Source organism: Kitasatospora sp. NPDC058046, from assembly GCF_042885595.1.
Taxonomy (GTDB): Bacteria; Actinomycetota; Actinomycetes; order Streptomycetales; family Streptomycetaceae; genus Kitasatospora.
This window is the reverse complement of record NZ_JBHVRS010000002.1, coordinates 779,045-792,654: the sequence shown is the minus strand read 5'-3', so window position 1 is coordinate 792,654 and position 13,610 is coordinate 779,045. Positions and strand designations below refer to the sequence as shown.

At 74.5% G+C, this 13,610-nt stretch carries 8 protein-coding genes and 1 pseudogene; 2 read left to right on the top strand and 7 right to left on the bottom strand.

The window, feature by feature from the left end; all coding sequences use genetic code 11:
* A pseudogene (locus ACFVU7_RS07810) lies at window positions 1–102 on the top strand (ATP-binding protein); the annotation flags it as partial.
* 82 nt (window positions 103–184) lie between these two features.
* Here the strand turns inward: ACFVU7_RS07810 and cimA are convergent.
* From cimA to ACFVU7_RS07790, 4 genes are all read right to left on the bottom strand, one after another.
* Window positions 185–1,789 carry a citramalate synthase gene (cimA, locus tag ACFVU7_RS07805; RefSeq protein WP_049656396.1) on the bottom strand — a complete coding sequence of 535 codons (1,605 nt, stop codon included), beginning with the start codon at window positions 1,787–1,789 and terminating at the stop codon, window positions 185–187.
* A 355-nt stretch (window positions 1,790–2,144) separates the two neighbouring features.
* Window positions 2,145–3,257, bottom strand: a complete 1,113-nt coding sequence (locus ACFVU7_RS07800; protein ID WP_388044631.1) for a branched-chain amino acid aminotransferase — start codon at window positions 3,255–3,257, stop codon at window positions 2,145–2,147.
* 198 nt (window positions 3,258–3,455) lie between these two features.
* Window positions 3,456–4,493 carry a 3-isopropylmalate dehydrogenase gene (locus ACFVU7_RS07795; RefSeq protein ID WP_388044630.1) on the bottom strand — a complete coding sequence of 346 codons (1,038 nt, stop codon included), beginning with the start codon at window positions 4,491–4,493 and terminating at the stop codon, window positions 3,456–3,458.
* Between the two features lie 58 nt (window positions 4,494–4,551).
* On the bottom strand, window positions 4,552–5,118 hold the full coding sequence (locus ACFVU7_RS07790) for a Uma2 family endonuclease (protein WP_380744947.1): 567 nt from the start codon (window positions 5,116–5,118) through the stop codon (window positions 4,552–4,554).
* 155 nt (window positions 5,119–5,273) lie between these two features.
* Between ACFVU7_RS07790 and ACFVU7_RS07785 the strand changes: the two genes are divergently transcribed.
* Window positions 5,274–7,787, top strand: coding sequence for a YfhO family protein (locus tag ACFVU7_RS07785; RefSeq protein ID WP_388044629.1), 2,514 nt, complete (start codon window positions 5,274–5,276; stop codon window positions 7,785–7,787).
* Between the two features lie 48 nt (window positions 7,788–7,835).
* Here ACFVU7_RS07785 and ACFVU7_RS07780 read toward each other — a convergent pair whose 3' ends face one another.
* From ACFVU7_RS07780 to serA, 3 genes are all read right to left on the bottom strand, one after another.
* Window positions 7,836–11,189 (bottom strand): S8 family serine peptidase, encoded by a 3,354-nt coding sequence (locus tag ACFVU7_RS07780; RefSeq protein WP_388044628.1) that lies wholly within the window; start codon window positions 11,187–11,189, stop codon window positions 7,836–7,838.
* 239 nt (window positions 11,190–11,428) lie between these two features.
* Window positions 11,429–11,590 (bottom strand): hypothetical protein, encoded by a 162-nt coding sequence (locus ACFVU7_RS07775; protein WP_181970683.1) that lies wholly within the window; start codon window positions 11,588–11,590, stop codon window positions 11,429–11,431.
* A 295-nt stretch (window positions 11,591–11,885) separates the two neighbouring features.
* Window positions 11,886–13,472, bottom strand: a complete 1,587-nt coding sequence (gene serA / locus ACFVU7_RS07770) for a phosphoglycerate dehydrogenase (protein ID WP_388044639.1) — start codon at window positions 13,470–13,472, stop codon at window positions 11,886–11,888.
* Window positions 13,473–13,610: the final 138 nt, after the last annotated feature.

Here is a 13,610-nt window from a genome sequence, read left to right as displayed (position 1 = left end):
GCCGACACCCCCGTCATCACCCTCGACGCCCGCCGCCGCGACAGCGCCAAGAGCGCCCTCATCACCCTCGTCGAACACGCCCTGCTCGCCCGGCTTCGGTGATCGCGCACGACCGTGGCCCGCGGGACTTCGTGCGAAGTCCCGCGGGCCACAGGCATGTCGGGCACCGACCGGCCCGGGCCGGCTACTCGGTCGGCTCCAGGCCGGCCCGGATCAGGCCGTAGGTGTACGCGTCCTCCAGCGCCAGCCAGGAGGCGGCGACCACGTTGTCGGCCACGCCCACCGTCGACCAGGTGACGGAGCCGTCGGTGGACTCGATCAGCACCCGGGTCTTGGAACCGGTGCCGTGCTGACCCTCCAGGATGCGGACCTTGTAGTCCACCAGCTCGAAGGTGGCCAGCGGCGGGTAGATGCCCTCCAGGGCCGCGCGCAGCGCCTGGTCCAGCGCGTTGACCGGGCCGTTGCCCTCGCCGGTGGCGATCCGGCGCTCGCCCTTGGCCCACAGCTTGACGGTCGCCTCGTTGCCCGTGAAGCCCTTCGGGCCCTGCTCGCTGATGGTCCGCCAGGACTCCAGGGTGTAGAAGCGGTCCCGGCTGCCGCGCACCTCGTCGCGCAGCAGCAGCTCGAAGGAGGCGTCGGCGGACTCGTAGGTGTAGCCGAGGTTCTCCTGCTCCTTCACCTTGGCCACCACCCGGCCGGCCAGGTCCCGGTCGCTGGAGAGGTCGTATCCGAGCTCCTTGCCCTTGAGCTCGACGGAGGCCCGCCCGGCCATGTCGGAGACCAGCATCCGCATGGTGTTGCCGACCCGCTCGGGGTCGATGTGCTGGTACAGGTCCGGGTCGACCTTGATCGCGGAGGCGTGCAGGCCCGCCTTGTGGGCGAACGCCGAGAAGCCCACGTACGGCTGGTGGGTGGAGGGGGTCAGGTTGACCAGCTCGGCGATCGCGTGCGAGATCCGGGTCATCTCGGCCAGCCGGCCCGCGGGCAGCACCCGGCGGTCGTACTTGATCTCCAGCGCGCCGACCACCGGGAACAGGTTGGCGTTGCCGACCCGCTCGCCGTAGCCGTTGGCGGTGCACTGCACGTGGGTCGCGCCGGCGTCCACCGCGGCCAGGGTGTTGGCCACCGCGCAGCCGGTGTCGTCCTGGGCGTGGATGCCGAGCCGGGCCCCCGTCCTGGCCAGCACGTCGGCGACGATCTCCCGGACGCCGCCCGGCAGCATCCCGCCGTTGGTGTCGCAGAGCACCACCACGTCCGCGCCGGCCTCGTGCGCGGTGCGGACCACCGACACGGCGTACTCGGGGTTCGCCCGGTAGCCGTCGAAGAAGTGCTCGCAGTCGATGAACACCCGCCGGCCCCGCGAGCGCAGGAACTCGACGCTGTCCCGGACCATCTCCAGGTTCTCGTCCAGGGTGGTGCGCAGCGCGAGCTCCACGTGCCGGTCGTGCGCCTTGGCCACCAGGGTGATCACCGGGGCGCCGGAGGTGACCAGCGCGGCCAGCTGCGGGTCCTCGGACGCCTTGCCGCCGGCCCGGCGGGTGGCGCCGAAGGCGACCAGCCGGGCGTGCTCCAGCTCCAGCTCGACGGCGGCCCGGGCGAAGAACTCGGTGTCGCGCGGGTTCGCCCCGGGCCAGCCGCCCTCGATGAAACCGACCCCGAACTCGTCCAGGTGCCTGGCGATGGCCAGCTTGTCCGCCACCGTCAGGTTGATGCCCTCGCGCTGCGCTCCGTCGCGCAGCGTGGTGTCGAACACGTGGAAACTGTCGTCGGTACGGGTGACCTCGGTCATGACCCCTGGTTCTCCGTTTCGGGGAGGTTGGGTACTGCTCTGCCGGACGTTCTCGTCCCGGCTCCACTGTCCATGGTCCCGCGCGCGGTCCCGGTGTCCCCGGGCCCCTTGTGGGGGCCGTCGGCCGGTCCGGGAGAAACAAAAAGACCCCTCGCGGGTGCGAGAGGTCTGCGCGCGGGTCTGGACGCTAGTGGTCGCTCCGCATCGGGTCCAGCGGAAGCGGTCACTGCGGACCGGCGCGCCTGCTGCTAATAATCAGCGAAAGCGAGGACACGCTGGCAGTCTGGCACAGCTTCCGCGATCCGGCCCGCCCGTCTCGGGATGCGAAACGGGGCAGGCCGGCCGGGGTGCGGGATCAGACGATCCGGTGCAGCCAGTGGTGGGTGTCCGGGGTCTGGCCGCCCTGGATGGACAGCAGCGCCTTGCGGAGCTCCATGGTGACCGGGCCGGGCTCGCCGGCGCCGACGGTCCAGTCGGCGGCGGCGGACTTCACCGAGCCGACCGGGGTGATGACGGCGGCGGTGCCGCAGGCGAAGACCTCGGTGAGGGTGCCGTCGGCGTTGGCCTGCTGCCACTCGTCGGTGGAGATCCGGCGCTCCTCGACGGCGTAGCCGAGGTCCGAGGCCAGCTGGAGCAGCGAGTCGCGGGTGATGCCGGGCAGCAGGGCGCCGGACAGCTCCGGGGTGACGATCCTGGCGTCCTCGCCCTCGCCGAAGACGAAGTACAGGTTCATGCCGCCCATCTCCTCGACCCACCGGTGCTCGGCGGCGTCGAGCCAGACCACCTGGTCGCAGCCCTTCTCGGCGGCCTGGGCCTGGGCGACCAGCGAGGCCGCGTAGTTGCCCGCGCACTTGGCGGCGCCGGTGCCGCCGGGGGCGGCCCGGACGTACTCCTTGGACAGCCAGACCGAGACCGGCTTGATGCCGCCCTGGAAGTAGGCGCCGGCCGGCGAGGCGATGATCATGAAGAGGTAGGAGTTCGCCGGGCGGACGCCCAGGCCGACCTCGGTGGCGAACATGAACGGGCGCAGGTAGAGGCTCTGCTCCGGCTCGTTCGGCACCCAGTCCCGCTCCTGGCGGACCAGCAGCTCGACGGCCTCGACGAAGGCCTCCACCGGCAGCTCCGGCATCGCCAGGCGGCGGGCCGAGGCCTGGAAGCGGGCGGCGTTGGCCTCCGGGCGGAAGGTGGCGATGGAGCCGTCGGCCTGGCGGTAGGCCTTCAGGCCCTCGAAGATCGCCTGGCCGTAGTGGAGGGTCATGTTCGCCGGGTCGATCTCCAGCGGCGCGTACGGCACCAGCTGGGCGTCGTGCCAGCCCACGCCCTCGGTCCAGCGGATGGTGACCATGTGGTCGGTGAAGACCCGGCCGAACCCGGGGTTGGCCAGCCGGGCCTCGCGCTCCGCTGCGGGCAGCGGGTGGGCGGAGGGCTTGAGGTCGAACGTGATGGGCGCCTGGGTGGCCGTGCTCATGGCTGTTTCCTTCACCGTGGGGTTGGTCCGGGCCGCCACCGCCGCAGATACGTTTCGGCAAACTTCACCGGAATGGACGCACAACGGCACGGCCCACTGTCGATACTCGCATCCAGAGGGCCGTGCCGAACAGCTGCAAGCTGCGGTGATGTGCGGTCCGGCCCCGTCAGCCGGAACCGTGTGTTCGGATCCGGCCGGTCAGCCGGCTACTCGGGCGACGAGCGCGTCGCCGACCTGGGAGGTGCCACGGGTGCCCGAGCGCTCGGCCAGGTCCGCCGCGACGGCGGCCTCGACCGTGGCGGCCTCGGCGGCGAAGCCGAGGTGCTCCAGCAGCATCGCGACCGACAGCACGGTGGCGGTCGGGTCGGCCTTGCCCTGGCCGGCGATGTCCGGCGCCGAGCCGTGCACCGGCTCGAACATGGACGGGAACTCGCCGCTCGGGTTGATGTTGCCGCTCGCGGCCAGGCCGATCCCGCCCGTGACGGCGGCGGCCAGGTCGGTCAGGATGTCGCCGAACAGGTTGTCGGTGACGATGACGTCGAACCGCTCCGGCTGGGTGACGAAGAAGATGGTCGCCGCATCGACGTGCAGGTAGTCGGTGGTGACCTCGGGGAACTCCCGGCCGACCTCGGCGAAGATCCGCGTCCACAGGTGCCCGGCGTGCACCAGCACGTTGTTCTTGTGCACCAGGGTGAGCTTCTTGCGCGGCCGCGCCTGCGCCCGGCGGTAGGCGTCGCGCACCACGCGCTCGATGCCGTACGCGGTGTTCAGGCTGACCTCGGTGGCCACCTCCTGCGGCGTCCCGGTGCGCAGCGTGCCGCCGTTGCCGACGTACGGGCCCTCGGTGCCCTCGCGGACGACCACGAAGTCGATCTCCGGCTGGCCGGCCAGCGGGGACGACACCCCGGGGAAGAGCCGGCCCGGACGCAGGTTGATGTGGTGGTCGAAGGCGAACCGCAGCTTGAGCAGCAGCCCCCGCTCCAGCACGCCCGACGGCACGCTCGGGTCGCCGATGGCGCCCAGCAGGATCGCGTCGTGCGACTTCAGCTCGGCCAGGACGTCGTCCGGCAGCGTCTCCCCGGTCCGGTGGTAGCGCCGGGCCCCGAGGTCGTACTCGGTGGTCTCCAGCTTCACGTCGGCGGGAAGCGCGGCACCCAGGACCTTGAGGCCTTCGGCCACCACTTCCTGGCCGATGCCGTCACCGGGGACTACTGCGAGACGAATGGTGCGAGACATGCTCGGACCCTACTCCGCCGTCCCAGGTACTGACACCTGCCGTCCACCATGCGGACGGTCAGGTCAGGTCGATCTCCACCGGGAACGGCCGCTCGACCTTCAACTGCTTGTGGTAGATCCCGGCGACCGCATAGCCGTGTGTGGCGGGGTCGAGTTCGTAGACGTAGACGACCGGCTTTCCGTCGTCGTCGCTCTCCACCCGCCAGAAATGCTTGATCCCCGCAGCCGCGTACTTCCGAGGCTTGGTGTCCCGGTCTCGTTCCTCGGACTCCTCGGAGACGACCTCGACCGCGAGCAGTACGTCCCCCGCCTCACAGGAGGTCTGCTTCGGACCGGTGACCCCTCGCTCGTCGACGATGAGGAGATCCGGCTCCGGCCGGTTGCGCCGGTCCAACTTGACCGTCATCTCCCGCCAGACGTCCCACCCCTCCGGCACCGCGGCTTCCAGGGCACGTTCCAGCCTACGGAGGGTGCGCATGTGGAACGCGGTCTGCGGACTCACGAAGATCAGGCTCCCGTCGAGCAGTTCGGTGTGCGGCGGGAGATCAGGCAGCCGGTCGAGGTCCTCTGCGGTGTAGCCACCAGCAGGAGGCCGAATCCAGTCGGGGTACGGCGCGATGCTCATGGTTCCTCCCATACAGGCATCCTGGCGGCCCTCTCAGGCTACTCGGCGGAGCCGCTTAGGACTCCACTCCTTCAAGGGAGCGCGTGCGACGCGGGGGGCGCTCGGGGCGTGCTTAGGGTGGCGGGGTCCGGCGAGGCGTGTGGAACGGGGTGCGGATGGGCGAGCGGCGGCGGGAGGTGCTGGTCTGCGCGGGTGCGGCGGGGCTGGCGATGGGCGGGTACGGCCTGGCGGCGGCGGTGCGCGGGCGGTGGCCGGCCGGGGCGGAGGCGGTCGCCGTGCCGTACCACGCCCACCTGTGGGACCTGCTGCACGGGCAGGCCGCCGGGGACCTGCTGTTCAACTGGAACAGCGGCTACGGGGCCCCGTTCCTGGCGGACTTCTTCGCCTACCTGATGAACCCCTTCTCCTGGCCCACCGCGCTCCTCCCCCGCGACCAGGGCCGGCTCGCCGTCCTCCTGGTCACCCTGGCCACCATCGGCCTGGGCACCGCCCTGATGGCCCGGCTGCTCGGCCGGCTGCACCCCGGCCCCCGGTGGCTGCGGGTGTTCGCCGCCGTCGGGTACGGGCTGTGCGCCTGGGTGCTGGACGTCGGCGGGGCCGCCCCGATGTGGCTCTGGGGCCTGGTCTCGCTGCCCCTGCTCGGTCTGGCCGCCGACTGGTGCCTGCGCGAACGGCACTGGGTGGCCGGCGCGCTGTGCGTCGCGCTCGCCTGGACGGGCAACCTGTACACCGCCGCGCTGGCCACCCTGGCGGCCGGACTGCTGTTCGCCGTCCGGCTGTTCGCGGCCCCGCTCCCGTTGCGCCACCGGGTCCGGGCCACCGGCCGGGCCGTCACCACGGCCACCGCCGGGGTGCTGCTCGCCTCCCCCGTGCTGTTCGTCGCGGTGCTGGCCACCGGCCGGGCCCAGCCGGAGTCCCCGGTCGAGCCGCTGGGCCCGTCCGGTGTCGCCGCCCACCTCTCCCGGCTGCTGCCCGCGGCCCATGGCGGGCAGCAGCTGCCGGACGTGGCGATCGGCGTGTTCGGGCTGCTGGTGGTGTGCGGGTTGCCGTTCAACCGGCGGGTGCGGGCTCGGGAGCGGGCCCTGTGGTGCGCGGCGCTGGTGCTGGTGGCGGTCGGCTTCCTCTGGACCCCGACGGTGCTGGTCTGGCACGGCCTGGCGATCCCGGCCGGCGGGCCGTACCGGGTGGCCTTCGTGCTCAGCGGGCTGCTGGTGCTGGCGGGCTGGGTCTCGCTGGCGCACCGCCCGGACCGGCTCACCGTGCTGGGCGGCGCCGCCGTGGTGGCGGTGATCGCCGGCCTGGCGGCGGGCCGGCCCGCGGTGCGCCCGGCCACCTGGGTGCTGCTGGCCGTCGGCGGCGCCGTCCTGTCGGCCGCGCTGTGGCTGCTGGACCGCCGGCCCGCCGACCGGCGGGCGACCGCCCTCGCCACCTGGGTGATCGGCGGGGCGGTGCTGGGCAACGCCGTCTGGTCCGGGTACGCGGCGCTCGGCGCGGTCCCTTCCTCCGGGGTCTCCCCGGCGGCCGTCCGGGCCGGGCACGCGGCCGTCCGGGCGGGCGCCGACTGGCCGCGCGGCCGCAGCGACCCCGGCCCGCACGCCTTCACCCCCAACGACCCGCTGCTGCTGAACGGCCAGGGCGGCGGCTACTTCAGCAGCTACCTGCCGACCGTCACCGCCCTGCTGCTGCACGACCTCGGCGCGGGCTGGACGGCCGGCGGACGGCAGACCGCGAGCGTCACCGACCCGGTCGGGCAGGCGCTGTTCGGCGTCCGCACCCACCTCGACGACGCCCCGCCGCCCGGCTTCACCCCGGTGCGGGCCGCCGCGCCGCCGCTGGTCACCGTGCTGCCTCCGGGCTCCCGGACGGAGACCTCCTCGGTCTGGTCCCGGCAGGAGTCGCTGCTCGGCAGCCAGGTGTACGACGCCCCGCTGCCCGTCCCGGCGGGCGGGCCGGCGCCGGCCCTGCACGGCACCAGCGGCTGGTCGGTGCCGGCCGGCGGGGAGGGCACGGTGTTCACGGCCGCCTGCACGCCGGGCGGGACGGCCTACTTCCACGGGGTCTGGTACCGGGGCACGGTCAGCGGCCTGGGCACCGACTACCGCAGCGACGGCGAGCAGCCCACCACCGCCGTGCCGATCCACCGGCTGGGGACCGTCCCGGCGGACGGGGTGGTCCGGGTGACGCTGCGGTCGGACGTGGTGAGCCAGGTGCCCGCCCGCCCGATCGGCTGCCTGCGGGCCGGTGCGCTGGAGGCCGCCGTCGCCCGGCTCACCGCGACCGGCGCCACCCGGGTCGAGGCGGGCGGGCACACCCTCACCGCGACCCTCCCGGCGGGTTCCACCGGCACCGCGCTGCTCTCCGTGCCGGCCGCCGAGGGCTGGACCTGCGCGGTGGACGGCGGCCGACGTCTCGCCCCCGTCCCGGTGCTCGGCATGATCGGCGTCCCGCTGGGCGACGGCGCCTCCCGCGTCGCCTGCGCCTTCCGCCCGCCCGGCCTCACCGAGGGGCTCATCGTCACCTCCGCCACCGCCGCCGTCCTCGCCCTGGTGGCGGTCTTCGCCCGGCTCTCCCGGCGCCCCACCCGCGTCCCGCGCCGTGACCGCCGCCGGGCGGCCCTGGGCGCCGACGCACAAGCCGGCACGGAAACCGGCCCACAAGCCGGCACATGACGGGGCGGCCCGCCGGAGTCCCGGTGGGCCGCCCCTTCCGCCCAACGGTCAGGGCAGGTCGAGCACCTGGGCCCGCCGCTCGGCCGGGTTGCGGTGGTACAGCAGCAGGAGCCGCGAGGTGTCGCCCGCCGCCCGCCGTACGGCGAGGACGGCGCCCGGGCCCGCCGGGGCCAGTACGGCGGCCGGCCCGGTGAGGCCGGCCCGCGCGGTGAGCGCCGGCCGCAGGACGTCCAGCGGGACGGACGGGCCGGTGCCGCTCAGCCCGATGGTGGAGAGCGCCTCGGCCACGTCCGGCGTCCCGCCCCCGGCGTAGCCGGTCCAGACGCCGTAGCGGACGGTGCTGTGCCCGGGCGCGACGCCTGGCAGGGCGCTCAGCCGGACGGGCAGCACCAGGACGTCGCTGTCCAGCAGCCCGGTGTCGGTGTCGCCCCAGTGGGCGTTGAGCGGCTGGACGTCCAGTTCGGCCCCGGTGCGGGCGTCCAGGGCGCGGGAGACCAGGACGTCGCTACCGCGCAGCCGGTCGGCCTTGAGGATGACGTCGGTGCTGCCGTCCCCGTCGGTGTCCAGCGCCACCCGCACCCCGTACAGCCCCACCGGGGTGGCCGCGGGCGCCCACAACTGCGCGCCCACGTACAGCAGTTCGGAGTCGACGGCGGCGCCGGCCGCGCGCAGGCCGGCGGCCCGCTCGCCGGGGTGCTCGACGCAGACCTCCTCCGCCGGGTCCGGCTCCTTCCCGGTGTCCTTCGGCCGCAGGCCCGCGCCGGGCGCGATCGCCGTGCCGCTGCCGCCGGGCGGGCAGTCGGGCCAGCGCTCGCCCTCGCCGCCGAGGGCGAGGGCGCTGACCAGCCCGGGCTGTTCGCCGGGGGCGGCGCGGCCGCCGAGGGTGACCAGGGTGCCGTCCCGGGCGGTGCGGACGGTGGCCGCCGCCGTGAGGTCGCCGGTCGGGCGCGGGGCGGCCAGCACCGGGATCCGCAGCTGCGGGAGCGCGTCGCCACCGACCGGGGTGAGCAGCACCCGGCCGGAGAGCTCGCCCCGGTAGCTGCGGGCCCGGCCGCCCTGCACGGTGTCGATGGTCGGGTCGGGGGCGCGCCCCAGCTCCCCCGGCACGGCCAGGGTGACCCGTACCCGCGCGGTGCCGCCCGCCGGGACGTCCACCCGGGCCGGTGCCACCTGGTAGGAGGCGCCCGGCAGCAGGGTAGCGGCCGCGTACGAGGTGCGGTACGCCAGTGGCGCGTTCGAGGTGTTGCGCACCTCGATCTCCCGGGTCACCGCCGTCGGCCCGCCGACCTCGACCGGCCCGAAGGAGACCCCGACCCCGCCCTCCACGGCGCCCTCCCCCGCCGCGTAGGCGACGGCGGGCGTGCGGACCGCCCGGTCCACCCGGACCCTCCCGGCCCCGGTGCGCTCGGGCCCGTAGACCGGCCCGCTGTGCTCGTCGCCGAGGAAGGTGTCCTCGGTGGTGTTCATCAGCGCGGCCTTGACCTGCTCGACCGGCCAGTCCGGGTGCGCGGCGCGGACCAGCGCGGCGAGCCCGGCCACGTGCGGGGCGGCCATCGAGGTGCCGCTCTCGCGCTGGCCGCCGGTACCGCTGCCGACCAGGCTGGACCAGATGCCCTCGCCGGGGGCCGCCAGGTCGGGCTTGACCACGCCCGGCACGCCGATGCCGCGCGAGCTGAAGTCGGTCATGGTGTCGATCCGGGCCGGCTGGTCCTGGGCGACGGAGCCGTGCAGCGGGTTGCCGGGCGCGGCGAGCCGGACCGTCACCGGCCCGGCGGCCGCGGCCTGCCGCAGCCGCTCGCCGTCGGCGCGCCCCAGCAGCACGGCCGGGATCCGGTCGTCGCCGGAGATCTCGGCGAGGTGGTCGGAGTCGGCGGCGTACAGGGCGCCGATCGCGCCCGCGTCGGCGGCGTGGTCGGCGCGCGGGCCGGAGTTGCAGGCCCGGTCGGCTTCCCGGGTGTGCCAGGTGAGCAGCGCGATCCGCCCCTTCAGCCGCTGCCGGTCGGCCTCGCCGAACTCGGTGCAGCCGTCCGACTGGTCGGCGGGCAGGGCGAGTTCGCCGCTGACGTCGGCGGTGGACCAGCCCTGGTAGCGCTCGCTCCAGTGCCCCGGGACGACCCCGGCCTGGGCGGCGGGGGCGAGCACGGTGATGCCGTCCACGTCGGCGTGGCCGTGCACCGAGGCGGCGACGGTGATCGCCCGGGCGGCGGTGCCGGGGCTGCCGCCGATGCCGTACACGTCGCCGTCGTTGCCCGCCGCCGCGATCACGACGGTGCCGAGCTCGGCGAGCCGGTCGGCGGCCAGGGCGTCGGTGTCGTCGGTGCTGCCGAAGTGGCTGCCGAGCGAGAGGTTGACGACGTCCAGCCGGTCGCTCAGGTCGCCGTCGCCGTTCGGGTCGGCGGCCAGGTCGAGCGCCTCGGTGACCCGGTCGGTGGAGCCGTCGCAGCCGAACACCCGGATCGCGTACAGCTGCGCGCCCGGGGCGGTGCCGGGGCCGATCCGGAAGCCGACCGGGTCCAGCCCGGGCCCGTACGGACCGGTGTACGGGTGGCCGTCCGCGGTGACGCCGTACCCGGCCGCGGTGCCGGCCACGTGGGTGCCGTGCCCGTTGCGCACGCAGTCGATCGGGTTGTCGCCGGGGTGCGGCACCGGCTGGTAGTGCGGGGAGGCCGGGTCGGGGTCGTAGTCGTCGCCGACCAGGTCCTTGCCGCCGACCACCTTGGCGTTGGGGAACAGCGCGGGCGGCGCGGGCCTGCCGCGCTCGACCGAGCGGAACGCCTCCTCGGTGCCGGGGCCGCCGAAGTCGGCGTGGGTGTAGTCGATGCCGCTGTCGATGATCCCGATCCGGGTGCCCCGGCCGGTGCCGGCCGCCTGGTCGCCGGCCCAGACCTGCGGGGCGCCGGTCAGCGGGACGGAGTGGGCGTTGTCGCGCCGTTTGGCGACGATCGGGTGGACGGCCCGGACGCCCGGCAGCGCCCGCAGCGCGGGCAGCCGGTCGGCGGGCGCGCTGACCGCGAGGCCGGCGAGCACGGTGCGGGTGCGGTAGAGCTCGCGGGCGGCGGGTGCCGCCCGGTGGACGGCGCCGGCGAGCCGGTCGAGCGCGTCCCCGGCCCGGGCCCGCTGGGCGGCGCCGGCCCGCGCGGCCTCCCGGCGGACGGCCTCCGGGGGGCGCTGGGCGCGCCGGGCCCCGTCGGCGGCGCGCCGCCAGGCGGAGCCGGCCGCCTCGGTGGTGAGTTCGAGCAGGACGGAGGCCGTTCGGCCCGGCCCCGGCGGTCCGGCGGACGGCGGCCCCGCGGACGGTGGGCCGCCGGCCGCCGGGGTGGCGGCGAGGACGGCGCTTCCGGCCAGCAGGGCCAGGGTGAGGCCGATCCGGGCGGCGGGTCGGCGGACGGGTGGCAGACGCACTGGGCCCTCTCCCCCGGCAGGGGGACTGATCCGCACACCGTGTCGCTGACGCTCGCCCACGCGAACGTCGATCACCCCTCCGAGGGCCCCAAATTAGGATGATCGCGCCGACGGGGACGAGCAACTTCCCTCGGACGGACCGGGGTTGCACTCTACTGGGTGACATCCGGCGCACCCGTACAGCCCATTCGACGGATGAACGCCACCGCCGGGCGACCCGGCCCGGCGGCGCCGGCCGCTCAGTGGTGGCCGGTCGCGCCGCCGTTGTCCCGGCGGTCCAGCGCACGCTGGAGGGCGGCGGCCGCGAAGGGGTTCCGCTCGACGGCCCGGCGGCGGCGCGGGGCGCGGACGGGGGCGGCGGCGGGGGCGGACGTGGCGTGACGGTCGGCGGTCGGCGACATACCGGGCTCCTTGGAAGCGGCGCTGCGGAAGGCGAGCGCGAAGAGGGGAAAGGGAGCGCGGGAGCAGGGATCGCCTGCTCGTGAAGGCGCACGCGTACACGGGCCGCGCGCCCTGGCTACAGGGGCGGCACACCGTACGGCCCTTCCACGGTACGACCACGCCCCGGCCGTGTCTGCACGAATACTTGGATTTCCTAGTATCTGAGACGGGTCTCACCCGGGAGAACGCAGCAGGGCCCGGACCACCGTCGAACGGTGGTCCGGGCCCTGCCGGGACGGCCCTGGGGCCGGAGGATCAGCCCAGGTCGACCGAGCGCGCGAAGCGGGCGCCGATCTCGGCGGCGATCGCCGAGAGCACCTCCTGCGGGATCTCGGTGTCCACGGTGATGGAGGCCAGCGCGCTGCCGCCGTCGCGGGCGACCTGCATGCCGGCGATGTTGATGCCCGCGTCGCCGAGGTGGCGGCCGAGCACGCCGACCACGCCGGGGCGGTCCTCGTACTTGAAGAAGGCCATGTGGTCGGTGAGCGCCACGTCCACGTCGAAGGCGTCCACGCCGACGATCTTCTGGATCTGCTTGGGGCCGGCCAGCGTGCCGGAGATGGCGATCTCCTCGCCGTTCCCGAGCGTGCCGCGGACGGTGATCACGTTGCGGTGCTCGAGGCTCTCGCTGGAGGTGGTCAGACGGACCTCGACGCCGCGCTCCTGGGCGAACAGCGGGGCGTTGACGTAGGACACCGTCTCCGCCACCACGTCCTCGAACACGCCCTTCAGCGCGGACAGTTCGAGCACCTTCACGTCGTGCTGGGTGATCTCGCCGCGGACCTCGACGTCGAGGCGGACGGCCACCTCGCCGGCCAGCGCGGTGAAGATCCGGCCGAGCTTCTCGGCCAGCGGCAGGCCCGGGCGGACGTCCTCGGCGATCACGCCGCCCTGGACGTTCACCGCGTCCGGCACCAGCTCGCCGGCCAGCGCGAGGCGCACCGAGCGGGCGACCGCGATGCCGGCCTTCTCCTGCGCCTCGTCGGTGGAGGCGCCCAGGTGCGGGGTGGCGACCACGTTGTCGAAGGCGAACAGCGGGGAGTCGGTGCACGGCTCCTTGGCGTACACGTCCAGGCCGGCGCCGGCCACCCGGCCCTCGCGCAGCGCGCTCGCCAGCGCCTCCTCGTCCACGATGCCGCCGCGGGCGGCGTTCACGATGCGGACGGTCGGCTTGACCTTGTGCAGCGCCTCGTCGCCGATCAGGCCGATGGTCTCCGGGGTCTTGGGGAGGTGGACGGTGATGAAGTCCGACACCTCCAGCAGCTCCTCCAGCGTGACCAGCTTGACGCCCATCTGCGCGGCGCGGGCGGCCTGGATGTAGGGGTCGTACGCGACGATCTTCATGCCGAACGCGGACATCCGCTGGGCGACCAGGACACCGATCCGGCCGAGGCCGACGACGCCGAGGGTCTTCTCGCTCAGCTCGACGCCGGTGTACTTGTTGCGCTTCCACTCGCCCTGCTTGAGCGCGGCGTTGGCCGGCGCGATGTTGCGGGCGACGGAGATCAGCAGGCCGCAGGCGAGCTCGGCGGCGGTGACGATGTTGGAGGTCGGCGCGTTGACGACCATCACGCCGGCCTTGGTGGCGGCGGCGACGTCCACGTTGTCCAGGCCGACGCCGGCCCGGGCGACCACCTTGAGCTTGCGGGCGGCGGCCAGCGCCTCGGCGTCGACCTTGGTGGCGGAGCGGATCAGGATCGCGTCGACGTCGGCGATCGCGGTGAGCAGCTCGGTGCGGTCGGCGCCGTTGCAGTGGCGGATCTCGAAGTCGGGGCCGAGGGCGTCGACGGTGGCGGGCGAGAGCTCTTCGGCGATCAGTACGACAGCGCTTTTGGAGGTCACAGTGCTCACGACAGTGGGTCCTTAACTGTCCGGTTCCCCCGGGCACGTAGGTGGCGTGGAGGGCGGGGGAAGGTGGCATGCCGCGTAGGTAGACGCACGACGCTGTGGGCCTGACGCGCACTCGGAGTGTATCGACGG

What these genes read in the sequence shown, in the direction of transcription:
- cimA (WP_049656396.1), bottom strand. Translation starts at nt 1,789, where the DNA reads ATGACCGAGGTCACCCGTACCGACGACAGTTTCCACGTGTTCGACACC.
- ACFVU7_RS07800 (WP_388044631.1), bottom strand. Translation starts at nt 3,257, where the DNA reads ATGAGCACGGCCACCCAGGCGCCCATCACGTTCGACCTCAAGCCCTCC.
- ACFVU7_RS07795 (WP_388044630.1), bottom strand. Translation starts at nt 4,493, where the DNA reads ATGTCTCGCACCATTCGTCTCGCAGTAGTCCCCGGTGACGGCATCGGC.
- ACFVU7_RS07790 (WP_380744947.1), bottom strand. Translation starts at nt 5,118, where the DNA reads ATGAGCATCGCGCCGTACCCCGACTGGATTCGGCCTCCTGCTGGTGGC.
- ACFVU7_RS07785 (WP_388044629.1), top strand. Translation starts at nt 5,274, where the DNA reads ATGGGCGAGCGGCGGCGGGAGGTGCTGGTCTGCGCGGGTGCGGCGGGG.
- ACFVU7_RS07775 (WP_181970683.1), bottom strand. Translation starts at nt 11,590, where the DNA reads ATGTCGCCGACCGCCGACCGTCACGCCACGTCCGCCCCCGCCGCCGCC.